This window comes from Niabella aquatica, from assembly GCF_054779315.1.
Genome location: NZ_BAAGYM010000008.1, coordinates 36,074 through 50,862, shown reverse-complemented (window position 1 = coordinate 50,862; position 14,789 = coordinate 36,074). Strand labels below are relative to the sequence as shown.

10 protein-coding genes and 2 pseudogenes are annotated in these 14,789 nt (G+C 40.2%); 8 read left to right on the top strand and 4 right to left on the bottom strand.

The window, feature by feature from the left end; genetic code table 11:
• Positions 1–10 precede the first annotated feature (10 nt).
• The 3 genes and pseudogenes from ACYVBM_RS07165 to ACYVBM_RS07155 form a co-directional block, all read right to left on the bottom strand.
• The gene (locus ACYVBM_RS07165) at positions 11–697 is read right to left on the bottom strand and encodes an SIMPL domain-containing protein (protein ID WP_460684953.1); all 687 of its coding nucleotides are present in this window, start codon (positions 695–697) and stop codon (positions 11–13) included.
• 435 nt (positions 698–1,132) lie between these two features.
• Positions 1,133–2,686, bottom strand: a pseudogene (locus tag ACYVBM_RS07160) (RCC1 domain-containing protein); the annotation flags it as partial.
• Positions 2,687–2,818: 132 nt separating this feature from the next.
• Positions 2,819–3,304 (bottom strand): annotated as a pseudogene (locus ACYVBM_RS07155) (RCC1 domain-containing protein); the annotation flags it as partial.
• A 281-nt stretch (positions 3,305–3,585) separates the two neighbouring features.
• Between ACYVBM_RS07155 and ACYVBM_RS07150 the strand changes: the two are divergent.
• The 7 genes from ACYVBM_RS07150 (at position 3,586) to ACYVBM_RS07120 (ending at position 13,180) form a co-directional block, all read left to right on the top strand.
• Entirely contained in the window at positions 3,586–4,677 is a 1,092-nt protein-coding gene (locus ACYVBM_RS07150; RefSeq protein ID WP_460684952.1) for an AI-2E family transporter, read from the top strand.
• A gap of 44 nt (positions 4,678–4,721) precedes the next feature.
• Entirely contained in the window at positions 4,722–5,939 is a 1,218-nt protein-coding gene (locus tag ACYVBM_RS07145) for a beta-ketoacyl-[acyl-carrier-protein] synthase family protein (protein WP_460684951.1), read from the top strand.
• Positions 5,940–5,941: 2 nt separating this feature from the next.
• On the top strand, positions 5,942–6,202 hold the full coding sequence (locus ACYVBM_RS07140) for a phosphopantetheine-binding protein (protein ID WP_460684950.1): 261 nt from the start codon (positions 5,942–5,944) through the stop codon (positions 6,200–6,202).
• A 377-nt stretch (positions 6,203–6,579) separates the two neighbouring features.
• Positions 6,580–8,850, top strand: coding sequence for a catalase/peroxidase HPI (gene katG / locus ACYVBM_RS07135; protein WP_460684949.1), 2,271 nt, complete (start codon positions 6,580–6,582; stop codon positions 8,848–8,850).
• Between the two features lie 437 nt (positions 8,851–9,287).
• Entirely contained in the window at positions 9,288–12,320 is a 3,033-nt protein-coding gene (locus ACYVBM_RS07130; RefSeq protein ID WP_460684948.1) for a hypothetical protein, read from the top strand.
• A gap of 204 nt (positions 12,321–12,524) precedes the next feature.
• Positions 12,525–12,794 (top strand): hypothetical protein, encoded by a 270-nt coding sequence (locus ACYVBM_RS07125; protein WP_460684947.1) that lies wholly within the window; start codon positions 12,525–12,527, stop codon positions 12,792–12,794.
• Positions 12,791–13,180, top strand: coding sequence for an aspartyl protease family protein (locus ACYVBM_RS07120; protein ID WP_460684946.1), 390 nt, complete (start codon positions 12,791–12,793; stop codon positions 13,178–13,180). The genes ACYVBM_RS07125 and ACYVBM_RS07120 overlap by 4 nt, the downstream gene beginning before the upstream one ends.
• Before the next feature lie 233 nt (positions 13,181–13,413).
• Here ACYVBM_RS07120 and ACYVBM_RS07115 read toward each other — a convergent pair whose 3' ends face one another.
• Entirely contained in the window at positions 13,414–13,653 is a 240-nt protein-coding gene (locus ACYVBM_RS07115; RefSeq protein WP_460684945.1) for a helix-turn-helix domain-containing protein, read from the bottom strand.
• Positions 13,654–14,102: 449 nt separating this feature from the next.
• Between ACYVBM_RS07115 and ACYVBM_RS07110 the strand changes: the two genes are divergently transcribed.
• On the top strand, positions 14,103–14,711 hold the full coding sequence (locus ACYVBM_RS07110) for a hypothetical protein (RefSeq protein WP_460684944.1): 609 nt from the start codon (positions 14,103–14,105) through the stop codon (positions 14,709–14,711).
• Positions 14,712–14,789: the final 78 nt, after the last annotated feature.

Here is a 14,789-nt window from a genome sequence, read left to right as displayed (position 1 = left end):
GCTAAATATTTTACAAAATCTCGAACCTGCATAAAACAGTGGCTTCCACTTTCAGGTTTTCGAAATTCAGGTCGGCTGCATCAGCTACTCCTTTTGCTTTTGCTTCAAACATAACCGTATTAGCATATACCGGCCTTGCAAATACATTTTGCTCCTGGATATAAAGCGCCTTGCCCGCTTTCTGATCTACTGCGTTACATAGCAGCTGTGCTTTTTCTTTTGCGGCCTTAATGGCTTTTATTTTTACTTCCTGCCGGTATTCTTCTATTTTGCTGCTTTCCAGCTTTTCAATAGAAGCGTTGGAGATACCTATTTCTTCCAGCGCTAAAAATACCAGTCCGGCGGTTCTGCCATCTTTAACCATTATCTGGTACTGCTTACTCAGTAACACCTCTTTTGATAAAAAGCCTGTTTTTAAATTGCTTGCCAGGTCTTTTATCATTACGTCCTTTTTAGTATCAATGCCTAAGCTCTGCAGCTTTTGCAGCATTTGGCGTTCCTGTTCCGGGATCGCATTTTTGTTTTTGCTGTCTTTTTCGGTCAGCAATACCTGTATGTAAATCTTATCAGGTGTAAATTCCATTTCGGATTTGCCGGTTACTTCAATATAGTTTTTGTCAATGAAATTTTTTTCACCGGTTTGCGCAAAAGAAGCTACCGAAAACATTACTGCTAAAGCCACAAATAATTGTTTCATAAAATAAGGTTTTAAAATGAATTAATAATTTGTTTGGAAGATGCTGAGGACGCAGCAGTTGCATACATCTTTACAAAACTTTAAGTTTTTAGGCATTTGGTCATAATTATTAACAAAATTTAGAAAACCATGCAACCTTAAGTGTCTGCTATATAATTTCCTGATCTTTTAGGCCGAAAATAATTTTTACGTTTATGGCTATATTAATATTCCGTCTATCGATCCGGGTTTAATATATAGCCTTTATGTAATCTGTGAATATAAACTGGGGAACTCCTGAGCCCTGTACAAGCCTTCTGTCGCATTTAAACAGTATTCGATGTAATGATTCGTTGCTACTCTGCAAAATGAAAAAAGGGCATGAAAGGTCCATAAAAAGTCACAGCTATTGTCTGTCGTGTCTTTTTTGCTTATGCTGCAAGTTATTACCGCGTTCTACTTTTGCTCTGCTATTATTATTTTACTATAGGTTTTTGCATCATCCTTGTCCACCTGTACAATACGAACATATAACCGCTGATCCGTGTACCTGCTGATGTCATTGCGCTGCTTATTACAGGCGAAGATAGCGGCGCAGCAAACAGCAATACTCAGTAACATCTGTTTTCTGTATTTTCTGCCAAAAGGCAATAACAAACCCCAAAGCCCTAAACCGGCTAATAATGCCGCAGTAAACGTTCCGGCATTTATTTCGAACCGGTAGCTGAGCAGCTCATCGCTGTTGCCGTCTTTTGCAAGTGTTTGCATCCTGCCGATTTCAGTAAAGTTTTTACCATCGGCAGAGGCTTCGATAATAAAATATTCGTTGTTTTCTTCCTCCAGGGTCTGCCAGTTTACAGTAAGCATATTGTTCGCTATGAATGCGCTGACAGTACCAAATTTTACAGGTAACAGTGCTGTTTGTGTTTTTATAAAAAATCCACTGAAGCCTTCCACGTCCACGCTTATCTCCCACATATTGGTAGTGCTGTTCCAAACAATATCATCATCATCAGGATCAATCGTTTGTACTGCACCTGTGTAAGTATGCGGCAGTCCACTGCCATCACTGCTGTTTCCTCCCCGTTTTTCAATCAATATATTGGCCCTGTTTCCATTATCAGTATTCCAACGGGGCATATATATTCTATCGCCGGCTTCGGCTATTGAATTGAAACTCCTGAAATCCTCCTGAGTGAAATACAGCGTTATCCGGCCTGTAGCTGCCGATGCGTTATTGTCGGGCGTTATTTCATAATGTCGCCTTACATAGTGTTGCGGCTGGGCGCTTTCAATCCACACTTTAATAGCTGTATTGCCCGATATAGGCCGGGTGCCCAGGCTTTCTATTGTTGCCACCAGCGAGCAATTGTCTATAACTGTGGTTGACTGCGACGGGGTTATCAATCTGGCGCTGCTTATATTCGCTGCTGCTATCCCCAGTATGTTATCATTGCCTACCCGGCCAAACTGGTGCAGAAACGTAGACCAGCTTTCGGTGATTCCGCCATTACCAAGCTGCCCCTCCCTGTTCCAACCGGTACCCCATAACGACGAGCTGGTTGTAACCGCCAGGCTATACCAGTCGCCGGCTTCTACCAAATCCAAGTCTGTTAAGGCGTTTACTAAAACAGGTGTAAGCGCTTCCCCCGATGTTGCATATCCTCTGCCCAACTGCCCCTGCCTGTGATTGCCCCAGGCCCAAAGGGTGCCATCGGCTTTTATAGCAAGAACATGGTCGTCGCCGGCGCTTACGCCCTTCCAGTTCTCAGTTCCTATCTGTGCGGGTATTTCTCTATATTCCTCTGTATCAGTAATGCCATCGCCTAATTTTCCATACTCAGCGCTGCCCCAGGTCCATATTTTGCCATCAGTTGTCAGCGCTGCCGAAAACTCATGGCCTGTACTAACTGTTCGCCAATTGCTGGCTGCCCCCACCTGCGTAGGAATCAATTTATAGTTTGTGGTACCATCGCCCAACTGCCCCATATAATTGGGGCCCCAGGCCCAAAGGGTGCCGCTGGTTTTTATGCCCAGGCAATGCGTACCGGCGCTAACAGCCTTCCAGGTATCAGTGCCCACCTGCAAAATTGTCGATCTTGAATTAATAGTGCCATCACCCAACCCTGCCAGGCCATTGTATCCCCAGGCCCAAAGCGTGCCATTTGTTTTAATGGCCAGGGTAAAGTCGCTCCCTGCACTAATCGTGGCCCAGTCAGCATCGCTTCCCACCTGTTTGGGAGTTAAAACTTCCCCGCCTGTTCCATCTATCTGGCCCAGGTTATTAAGGCCCCAGGCCCAAAGGGTGCCGTCCGATTTAATAGCTACAGTATGCCTGAAACCTGCGCTTACCGCTTTCCAGGTTGTTCCGGGAAGGATATGCACAGGGGAAAAGCGGTTTATTTTAGTGCCGTCTCCTAATTCTCCGTAATTATTTTTTCCCCATGCCCACAAGCTGCCCTCCAGCCTGATACCAAATGAGCTGCCTTCGCCGGCGCTTACAGAAAGAAACGAGCTGCATTGGCCAACGGCCAGAAAGTGGGCAGAGAGTAGAATGATTGCTATAATTATTGACAAAACCCTTGCGCGGGCAGCACTTTGGAGAGTACGGGGAGTTCTTTTTGTCATATCTTATTTTATTAGAGATATCGGATTACCCGCACCAATGTCATCAGTAAAATCATAAATTGTATTACATTTCTTGATAATTGATATTATCCTGTTTATAAAATGAAGTTTTGATTGTATTATCTTTAATATTTACAGAATATAAAAGGGCATGCAACCCACGCATAAACTGTTCTTATTATTTTTCTCCTGTATTATTGAATGCACGTATATGCATGCTTACATCTAAATTTGTTATATGAACTAATTACGCTTGTTATAATAAATCAAATTCATTATCTATGGAAAAACAGTTGCCTTTTTTAGTAAAGCTGGCGTTGGTACTTTTCTGTGCTATCAGCATGGGTTATTTATTAATCCTGGGTCATACATTGTTTGCTCCTTTGTTTTTTTCATTTTTGATGGCCTTGCTGGTATTGCCGTTGTCTGTTTCTTTAGAGAAAAAGGCACATTTTAACAGGGGACTGGCTTCTTTTACTGTAGTGATGCTCCTGCTGCTGGTGTTTACCTGTGTTATTTTCTTTTTCAGCAACGAAATAAGTGCCTTTGCTAATGACTGGCCATTATTAAAACAAAATGGGTTAAATGCCTTCCATTCTACCCAGCAATGGATTACTTCAAAATTTAATGTTGATGCACAAAAGCAAATCGATTATATAAATCATGCTGCAGAAAAAATTTTTTCTACAAGCGCTGTTCTTTTAGGGAGTACGCTATTTGCTCTTAGCTCTATGTTGATATTTCTGGGGTTTACCTTATTATTTACCTTTTTTATTCTTAATTACCGCCGAACCCTGTATACCTTCCTGGTTACAGTATTCAACCCTTCAGAAAGACCAAGGGTTGAAGAGATCGTAGACAAGGTAAAATCAATTATTAAAAAATACATAATCGGTTTATTTACTCAAATGCTTATTGTATCAGTGCTGCTTATTATCATTTTATCCGTATTGGGTCTAAAATATGCAGTGTTGCTGGGCTTTATGGGCGGTATACTTAATGTAATTCCCTACCTGGGTATTTTAACGGCGCTTTTGTTAAGCTGTCTTGTAACTTTTGCCACACTTGGAAGTAGTAAAGTATTGCTGGTGGTAATCGTTTTTGTAATAGTGCATGCAATAGATGGCAATATTATAATGCCGGTTGTGGTGGGATCTAAAGTAAAACTAAATCCAATGATATCCTTTTTGGGTATTATCATTGGTGAAATGCTGTGGGGTATTACCGGTATGTTCCTTTGCATTCCGTTTCTTGCAATACTGAAAATTATATTCGACCGTATAGATGGCTTAAAACCCTGGGGGCTGCTAATGGGCGAGGAAGGGATTGTTAAGAAAAAGAAAGGGCCTGTTATAAAAACAAACGCTACATAATCAATGGCCTCCCTACTTCGGACTAAAATAATACATTTGTATTTATGAACAGAGTGGTGATCACAGGTATGGGCATTTACTCCTGCATTGGCAAAAACCTGCAGGAGGTAACCGCCTCTTTAAAAGCCGGGAAATCCGGTATTATTTTCGATCCGGTACGCAAAGCATTTGGATACCGTTCGGCTTTAACCGGATGGGTAGAACGGCCGTCCTTAAAAGGTTTGCTCGACAGGCGTTCACGTATTATGCTGTCTGAAGAAGGAGAATATGCCTATGTGGCAACCGTGGAAGCATTAAAGAATGCCCGTATGGATGAAAATTATATAGCAGCCATACAGCCCGGGATCCTGTATGGCAATGACAGTTCTGCCAAGGCGGTTATTGAATCAACAGATCTGATCCGTGAAAAAAAAGACACGATGCTGGTAGGTTCGGCGGCAGTGTTCCAAACGCTCAACTCAACTGTAACTATGAACCTGGCCACAATTTTTAAGCTGAAAGGTATTAACCTTACGGTAAGTGCTGCCTGTGCAAGCGGATCTCATGCCATTGGACTAGCTTATGTGCTTATTAAAATGGGTTTGCAAAACTGCATTATTGCAGGAGGCGCACAGGAAATTAATCACCTTTCCATGGGTACTTTTGATGCGCTGGGGGCTTTTTCAGTAAGGGAAGAAGTTCCTGACAAAGCCAGCCGGCCATTTGATAAAGACCGCGATGGACTCATCCCCAGCGGAGGGGCTGCAACCGTTGTTATAGAAAGCCTGGAAAGCGCTCAAAAGCGCGGTGCTGATATTATCGGGGAAATAATAGGCTATGGTTTTTCTTCAAATGGCGAGCATATCAGCAACCCTACTGTGGAAGGCCCGGCCAAATCTTTAAAAATGGCGCTGAGTGATGCAAAGCTGCAGCCGGGCGAGATTGATTATATCAATGCCCACGCAACCAGCACACCGGCAGGCGACGCCAGCGAAGCACGGGCAATTCATGAGGTTTTTGGAGGTTGCCATACACCTGTAAGTTCTACCAAATCAATGACCGGGCACGAATGCTGGATGGCCGGGGCAAGCGAAGTGGTATATTGTTCGTTAATGATGAAACACAGCTTTATGGCGCCCAATATTAATTTTGAAAATCCCGATGAGGATACCCAATACCTCAATATCATAAAAAATACCACAGAAAAAAATATAAACGTATTTTTGTCCAATTCTTTTGGGTTTGGGGGAACCAATTCTACCCTGATCGTCAAAAAGTGGTAAATATGGAAATGCAGGAAATTATTGAAAAAACCAACTCGTTTTTAGTAGAAGAATTTGAAGCGGAAGCTTCTTTGATTAATCCGGAAGCGAGCCTTAAAGAGGTACTAGACCTTGATAGCCTTGATTATATCGACCTTGTAGTAGCGCTTGAAAGCAATTTTCATTTTAAAGTGCAACCCGGCGACTTCCTGCCGCTGGTAACTTTCGGGGATTTTTATAACTATATACAATCGCAGATACAAAAGAAAGAGGCCGTTTCTTAGCATATTGTATAAAAATGTATTGCTCACAGAAAACATGGGCTTGCGGAGGAAAAATACCTGTGGGCTTCTATGCCATCTGCGGGAAATAAACAGTCTTCAGTTTGATCTGGAGTCTCACAGAAACGGAAGTATCCCTGCACATAACCAGCCAAAATAACCTGGAGGTGTTACAATATGCTCATAGCAGCATTGTTTGTACAATATTAAACGCACTGATTTTCTGTTATAAATAGAAACTATTGTTATATAGGATTAATCAATTTTATTTATAGTTCTGATGTCATAAGTTTGTTAGTGGAAATCATCCGGCTGACGGAAGTAAAGCGGTTCACCCCCCTGTCAGCTAATGATCAATAATTCATTCAAAATAATCAATAATGGAAAAAGATTCTAACGACATCAGCAAATGCCCGTTCCACAATGGCAAAATAAATAAAGCTGTTGCAGGTGGGGGAACACAAAACAGCGATTGGTGGCCTGATCAGCTAAAAGTAAACCTGCTGCGTCAAAACTCTTCTTTGTCTAACCCGATGGAGAAAGACTTTAATTATGCTGAAGCATTTAAAACCCTGGATTATGATGCGCTGAAAGCCGATCTGAAAACATTAATGACCGATTCCCTGGAATGGTGGCCGGCAGATTTTGGCCATTACGGGCCTTTATTTATTCGTATGGCATGGCACAGTGCAGGTACCTATCGCATTGCAGATGGGCGTGGTGGCGCAGGAGCGGGGCAACAACGTTTTGCACCCCTTAACAGCTGGCCCGATAATGTGAGCCTCGACAAGGCCCGCCGTCTCCTTTGGCCCATAAAGCAAAAATATGGCAGGAAAATTTCATGGGCAGATCTGATGATCCTTACCGGAAATGTAGCTTTAGAATCGATGGGCTTTAAAACCTTTGGTTTTGCCGGCGGACGTGAAGATGTTTGGGAACCGGAGTTGGATGTATATTGGGGTTCTGAAACGAAATGGTTAGGCGGCGATAAACGCTATACCCATGGATCTGAAGGTGTGGACGAAAATCATGCTGTATTAGTGTCAGACGATGATGCTGATGGGAAGATACATTCCCGCGACCTGGAAAATCCATTAGCCGCAGTGCAGATGGGATTGATTTATGTAAACCCCGAAGGACCGGATGGTAACCCCGACCCTGTTGCAGCAGCAAAAGACATACGCGATACTTTTGGCCGCATGGCAATGAGCGATGAAGAAACCGTGGCCCTGATTGCCGGAGGCCATACTTTTGGCAAAACACATGGCGCCGCACCTGCTGACCATGTTGGTCCCGATCCTGAAGCAGCGGATATTGAAGAACAGGGTTTGGGCTGGAAAAACAGCTTTGGCACTGGTAAAGGCGGAGATACCATTACCAGCGGGCTGGAAGTAACATGGACCACCACGCCCACCAAATGGAGCAACAATTTTTTATGGAACTTATTTGGCTATGAGTGGGAGCTGGAAAAAAGCCCGGCAGGGGCACACCAGTGGGTGCCTAAACATGGGATGGGTGCCAACACGGTGCCGGATGCGCATGAACCAGGTAAAAGGCATGCGCCCAGGATGCTGACAACAGACCTGTCATTGCGCTACGACCCGGAATATGAAAAGATATCCAGGCGTTTCCTGGAAAATCCCGATCAGTTTGCTGATGCATTTGCCCGCGCATGGTTTAAGCTCACCCACCGGGATATGGGGCCTGTCAGCCGCTATTTAGGCCCGGAAGTACCAACAGAAGAGCTGATCTGGCAAGATCCCATCCCTGCAAACGAACATACATTAGAGGATAGCGATATAGCCGCTTTAAAAGAAAAAGTGCTGGGCTCCGGGCTCACAGTTTCTGAATTGGTAGCTATCGCCTGGGCTTCTGCTTCTACCTTCCGTGGATCAGATAAACGGGGTGGTGCAAACGGCGCACGTATTCGTTTGGCTCCTCAAAAAGACTGGGCGGCGAATAATCCTTCGCAGTTAGCAAAAGTATTAGAGGTATTGGAGGGTATTCAGGCCGAATGGAATGCTAGTGGTAAATATGTGTCTGTTTCTGATCTGATTGTACTGGCCGGAAATGCAGCCGTGGAAAAAGCGGCAAAGGATGCAGGCTATGACATTGCAGTTCCTTTCACAGCCGGAAGGGGAGACGCCACACAGGAACAGACCGATGTGGAATCGTTTGCTGTACTGGAACCGATGGCAGATGGTTTCCGCAATTATTTAAAAACAAAATATGCGGTATCTACGGAAGCTTTATTGATTGATAAAGCACAGCTGCTTACTTTAACCCCTCCTGAAATGACCGTATTGATAGGTGGCTTGCGCGTCTTAAATGCTAATTATGATGGATCTGAATATGGTGTGTTCACCAGCCGCCCGGGAATATTGACCAACGACTTTTTTGTAAACCTGTTAACAATGGATACGATTTGGAAGGCCACAGACAGCAGTAAGGAAGTGTTTGAAGGCAGGGACAGCAAAACCGGGGAAGTTAAATGGACCGCCACCCGTGCCGATCTTATCTTTGGTTCTAACTCCGAGCTAAGAGTTGTAGCCGAGGTATATGCCTGTGCTGATGCCGGTGAAAAATTCGTGAAGGATTTTGTGACAGCATGGACTAAAGTGATGAGCCTGGACAGGTTTGATCTGAAATAGTTGCCCATTATCATTTATAATGAATAGAAAGCGACCGGGAAACTGGTCGCTTTTTTTGTTCTTTTTCTTATGCAGATCTTCCGGCTGATGCGTTCTTTACATAAATTGAAAATCAATTATAAAGGAGGATCGGTAGTTTATGATATTTCCGAAGAAACCATTGATGGAGAAATGGTTTTTAAGTTCTTCCGCAGGAGAAACACCAAAAAAGAGTAACCCTAAAAAATAAGTATATTAGCAAAGTAACCATTTGGAAGAAATTTGAAACTGCTAAAGCACAAATACCAAAACGGTTGCGGAATTAAATAAATGTTTTAACCAGTAAAAGCTACAGCCGTATTTAAGCGTTTACAAACGACTATAAACGTTTAGTAATTGCGCCAATCGGCGAGTTGGTGGCAATTTTTAAGGACGCCCCTAACAAAATTTAAAATACAATGAATAAAGACCAACCAGTTTACGTTTCAAATGCAATTTATCAAATTGGCAAATCTAAGAATTGGAGTAGCATAGCAGTTCTTGATGCGGTAAATTATCTAGCGAAGAATGGACGTACTCTTTCTGCTCAAGACATACAAAGAATTAAAAATAGAGCTGACCACATCTATAGTTCAGATTTCCCAAATGACAATGACAGGAAGTTTGACTCTCCAACAGTTCAATTGAACTATGACATTGTAAAAATGTTCGAAAAAAGTGGTTTTCCTCTTACAGAATATCTTGGAGGCAGATACAGTAAATTAATGGAAGATATAAATGAAAAATCTGCCTTAAATGTAACCAAAGATATAAATCTTCAAAAACAAAAAAGTCTATTTGAAGGCGTTTCGAGTGCAGAAAGAGTTTTAAATGAAACATACGAATTAGCCGCAACCAATCCTGAATTTAAGAATAATATCGATAATGTATTTTCTAATCAATTTAATAGCTTGTTAGGGAATAATGAGAATGAAGTAAGAACTGCAAATCCCGATTTTGACACTTTCTTAAAAACAAATGGAATTATTGATGCTACTAATCAAATTTTAAGTTCCAATAATGAACTTAAATCCGTTATTAACGAAAAAATAGGAAAACTGATAGAAAATGCCAACGCAAACCAAAATGAAGCCATAGAGAAAATTGGAAAAGTTGGCGAAAAGGTTGAAAATACTAATGATAAGGTAGAATACTTATTTGAACAAATTAGGAATGAACAAGATGAAAAAAATAGAATTGCATTAGAAAATTGGGAAGATTACTCTTTACAATCTATTATCTCTTTAGCTACAAATATTATTGGAGACCCTAAATTAACCAAAGGGGTTTTGGCAGTTACTGATGCTGCTTTTCAAATTAAAAACCTGTTAGCACAATACAATAGTGTTCAAAACATGTCGACACTTGGCTCAATCGGTTTAATTTCAGGATACGCAGGAATAGCTTTGTCTTTGTACAGTGCCTTTAATGCTCAAGGACAACAGAATGCAGATACCTTAATATTGGAAAACTTACAAAAAATATCGGAACAAATTGAAGAATTTAGAAAGCAAGTGATGGAAGGCATATCTATTCTTGATAAGAAAATAGATACTTATTTTGAAATTACAAATGAGAATTTAAACAAAATTATTTCCTATCTTAAAGGAATAAATATTGACTTGAAAGGTGTGAGAGAATCGTTAGAAAATCTATCTCTGCAGATAAATTTATACTGGCGAAATTTAGATGCAAAATTGAATTATTTGATTAATGAAGATATTGAGAAGTTAGAATCTGAAATTAAACATTTCAAATCTAATAATGATGATGAAGAAATGTCTATAGAACAGTTTAGAGCGTATGTTTTAAGAATTTTCCAAATTTATGACTTGTCAAAAAAAGCTGTTTTTACTGGTGATAAAAAGGCAATTTCCGATTATAATAAACTTGGCATTGAAATAGAAGATAAAGATTTCCCAGAGTTAATCAATCTTTTAAGAGAATACATCAGTATAAATTCGGATTACAAATTAGTTAACGAAAGGGTAAATCCCGATAGGCTAAATATATGCATGAACTTCTTAATAAAATTGGCAATTGAAAACCCCTCTGCGTTTAAGAAAACAAAAGGCACTAAATATCAAGAATTGTTTGAAGAATTTAAAATTCAAAAAAAAGAAGTACAAGAAATCAGAGCCAATACTAATGACGTTCTTGTTTTAATTTTCAAAAAATTGACTACTGATTACCTAAATTCTATTAAAGATTTTCAGAAAGAGGTTTTTGAAATATATCAAGATGAACTTGTTAAATACGATAGCATTAAAGATAAATCAAAGAGTAATTCAATTTTGTATTTATTAGAGAGTTATTCTGAATTGGCTGAAGCTGTTTGGTTGCCAAAATATCCTGATAATGTTTTAAATGCCCATTTAAAAAAGGCAAAAGGAATTTGTCTATCTCTAGAATTTCAACATGCAAATTATGCGGATTGGAGAGCATTTATTAATCCAAGCAATGGCGTGGTGGATTTTGGAATTCCAGAACCTGCGATAGAGCTTAATCCAACATTCCAATATAGAGGTAATTCGAGTTTCCCAAGGATAGGGCTTACACCTGAATTGGTAGAGGAAGTGCTTTCATCTTGTCCATCTATGGTTTTATTGCTAAGTATGAATGCAATTGATATACACAGTGATTATTCTTCATCTTATGTAAATTTCGCTCGAAAACTATTCAATGTTCCGGGTTGGAGTGGTAGTCCTTTAGAAAGTGGCTTTCCAGTTATCTATTTTCGCCTATTAGTAGACGGAATCCTTCTTTCTAAACCAGAAATCTCATCTCCAAATATAAATTATATTAGTCCGGAAAGTATTTTTCATGATGGAACTAAATTGCCGAAACTCAAGGATTTAGTACCCTTCTCTTACTCCTGGGATTATAAATTGGATTCCAATAGTAACTTTCCTGAGTTTACAGAAAACACAAATAAATTAAATGATAAACTTTTTTTAGTAATAAACAATTATCTACTTCAAGTTCAAGGGAAAGTTTTACGTGACTTAAATGACAGTTCGACAGACTTATATGAGAGTGTTACAAAAATTGAAACTATTTCCCAACTGTTAAGATTAATGATAAATTATGTATTTGAGGGTATAAATTCAGATAAATTAAGCTATTTGACTGGTGACATCAAAAGAGAAATAGACATTGACGAATTTAAGTTTGAAAACTCAAATAAAATAAGCTATTTGCCCCTTTTAGATAATGCCCTTATTCGATTAATTATTGCTTCTTTAAAGTTGGACAAGTCTGATATTATGCCTTCATTACTTGGATATGATTTTCATTTATTTGACAATCGCTTTTATAAAAAATGCAAAGAAACAACAGAAGTAATAATTGAAGAGCTAGTTCATTTACAAAACAATGATAAGCTCAATTCATTTCTCAAGATGACTGACAATCAAGAATTGTTTGAAATGATTATAGCTTCAAAAAGTTAAAACTGCCACCAACATCGTATTGGCAATAGTGGGGCTGACAGTTGTAAACTCAACATTTGCGCTTCTATTGGGCATTTGTGCAAATGTTGGGCTGACGTTTTTCAAATGTCCCACCATCGCCAATTTGCAAACCGTTGGCAGAAATGCGACAGACTTCATGAACTTGTAAATAACAAGCGAAATCAGTAAATTTGCATCATAAATATGACCATTAAAATGGGCCAGTTACTAAATATCGCAGACATAAAAACTCTTTATCCAGACGAATGGGTTTTGATTGGAAATCCAGTTATGGATGACAGTAAGATTGATGTTCTTTCTGGTATCCCGTTATTTCACAGCAAGGACAAAAAAGAAGTTTGCTATATCGGCAGGGACAAAACCTCAAACTTTGACAAAATAACATTGATTTATACAGGTACTTTCAAGCCGGCCAGAAAAATTACAGGCATTTTCAACCGTATTACAAAATGACCTATAAATTTAAACGGGAGCTTGAAGGGGGGCTAATGCTTGTGAATGTTGAAATTGACAACAAGTATGAATTGAAAATGATTTTTGACACCGGTGCGACAAATACTACAATTGACAGTAACGCTTTGTATTTGCTTGGACACGACCTGAAAGACAACATTGGAACTGTTGAAATAGAAACTGCTAACGGAATTATAGAAACCGAAATTTTTGAAATAGACACTTTTTCGTCTCTTGGCTTGACAAAGGAAAAATTCCAAATTCAAGTTTACGACTTTTTGGCTCATGGCATTTTTTCTGACTACAACGGGCTTCTTGGGCTTGACTTTTTAGAAGGCACAAAATTTTGTATTGACACAAGAGATAGCACAATAACAGTATCTTGACAAATAGCACTTCTGCCAACAAATTGGTTTGGCAATATGGCGGGGTGACGAATATATGCTCAACTTTTTGCTCGCTGTTCGACTTGAGTCCCGGCAGATGGAAAACGCCGGGCAACAGTATAAACAATGAACTTTTATTTATAAATTTAGCATCAGTTACGGGCAGACGGAACACAGAATACCGCCACATCGCTAATGCTTCAACGTTCGTTAAAACTATCTACCGACTTCTATTACCTCTTAATCAACCTAAAAAACTCTTCAAGCGTTAGATCCCTTGCATTACAAATTTTTTCAAGGGTTTCAATCGTCATTGCATAGCCTTCATAGCTGACAATCTTTCTGGCAAGTTTTTCTTCAATGTAGTGATCCTTGGCAAATTCAGTGTATTTGTATTTGCCATTTGGATATTTATAATCCCGGAACCAATTATCAATTATATATTGGTTTATAACAAATTTCAGCTCCTTCATTAAGCGAAGTAAGATAGCTTAAAAAAAATAATGACGGACGATTGTCCGTTTTGATATTTTTCTACTTATATTTGCTATGAAATTATTTTTGCGATTACTTCATAAAATTATTTGAAGCATTCGCTTTGAATCTCGCTTTTGAAACCTGAGAAATTTCTAAGCGCGCGGGATGATAAGACGAATAGCTCACGACTTAGGCGTGGGCTCTCTTATCTGCGTGCTGGGCTTCTCAGGGCCTCAAAAGCGGTAAGTTGAGCGCCACGCCTTTTTTGTGCGGGTGCCAACCTAAACTTTTTTGTTATGCACCACGCCGTTGCTACACCTGCACCAGCACTTACAAAACCCAATGGCTGCAAGCGCTGTTTTACCGGCTGGTACGCTAAACACAGCCAGGCAAGACCGCGACAAACAGACCTCATAGGTCTCTCTTTGTTATAAAATAAACGCTCATGAAAAACAAAACTCCCAAAAACCCGTTTGACACCTATTGCTGGATGCATGAATACATTACCGACCCATACCAGGTGCTTGGCGGTTTATTTGCCGAAGCGCATGTTTACGAGTTTAGCAAGCTGGTTAAAAAACTGGTGCATTACGCTGCCGGGGAGCCTATTTACAAAAGCCGGCTAACAGGCGATGTGTTGCTATATACAAAAATGATCCGCTCGCTTATAAAAGCGGCAAATGCCTTAAAAAGTAAAGAGCGCAACCTGGTGGTAATAAATCAGGAGGATCTGTTTAATAAAAAATACTATTGCAGCCATTATGTTACAGCGGATGCGTGGCGGGAGTTCCCGCGCCATCTTTCTAAAAAAGAATATTGCAATCCGTACCTCGTACTTAAAAAGTTCTTTAACTGCCAGCCGCTAACAGATTGGTTACAGTGCTGGGAGCTGGTAATACAGGGTGCTTTTTGCAATGATGGTGTGTATGCGCCTGTTGTTCCGCTAAAAGTGTACAGCTACCTGGCAAAGCTGGTAGAAGCCGCACATTTAATTGATGTAAGGGAAGTAGCGCATGTGGGCAACTGCTTAAAAGATGCTGAGGCTATTAGTTAATTGTTGCCAGGAGGCAACAACATATATATTCGAGGCGAGGACGCCTCGAATAGCCGGACCGGGGGGTGGATATATTTT

Bases quoted from the DNA above. Each gene is read 5' to 3' on its own strand.
- ACYVBM_RS07165 (WP_460684953.1), bottom strand. From the start codon at position 697: ATGAAACAATTATTTGTGGCTTTAGCAGTAATGTTTTCGGTAGCTTCT.
- ACYVBM_RS07150 (WP_460684952.1), top strand. From the start codon at position 3,586: ATGGAAAAACAGTTGCCTTTTTTAGTAAAGCTGGCGTTGGTACTTTTC.
- ACYVBM_RS07145 (WP_460684951.1), top strand. From the start codon at position 4,722: ATGAACAGAGTGGTGATCACAGGTATGGGCATTTACTCCTGCATTGGC.
- ACYVBM_RS07140 (WP_460684950.1), top strand. From the start codon at position 5,942: ATGGAAATGCAGGAAATTATTGAAAAAACCAACTCGTTTTTAGTAGAA.
- katG (WP_460684949.1), top strand. From the start codon at position 6,580: ATGGAAAAAGATTCTAACGACATCAGCAAATGCCCGTTCCACAATGGC.
- ACYVBM_RS07130 (WP_460684948.1), top strand. From the start codon at position 9,288: ATGAATAAAGACCAACCAGTTTACGTTTCAAATGCAATTTATCAAATT.
- ACYVBM_RS07125 (WP_460684947.1), top strand. From the start codon at position 12,525: ATGACCATTAAAATGGGCCAGTTACTAAATATCGCAGACATAAAAACT.
- ACYVBM_RS07120 (WP_460684946.1), top strand. From the start codon at position 12,791: ATGACCTATAAATTTAAACGGGAGCTTGAAGGGGGGCTAATGCTTGTG.
- ACYVBM_RS07115 (WP_460684945.1), bottom strand. From the start codon at position 13,653: ATGAAGGAGCTGAAATTTGTTATAAACCAATATATAATTGATAATTGG.
- ACYVBM_RS07110 (WP_460684944.1), top strand. From the start codon at position 14,103: ATGAAAAACAAAACTCCCAAAAACCCGTTTGACACCTATTGCTGGATG.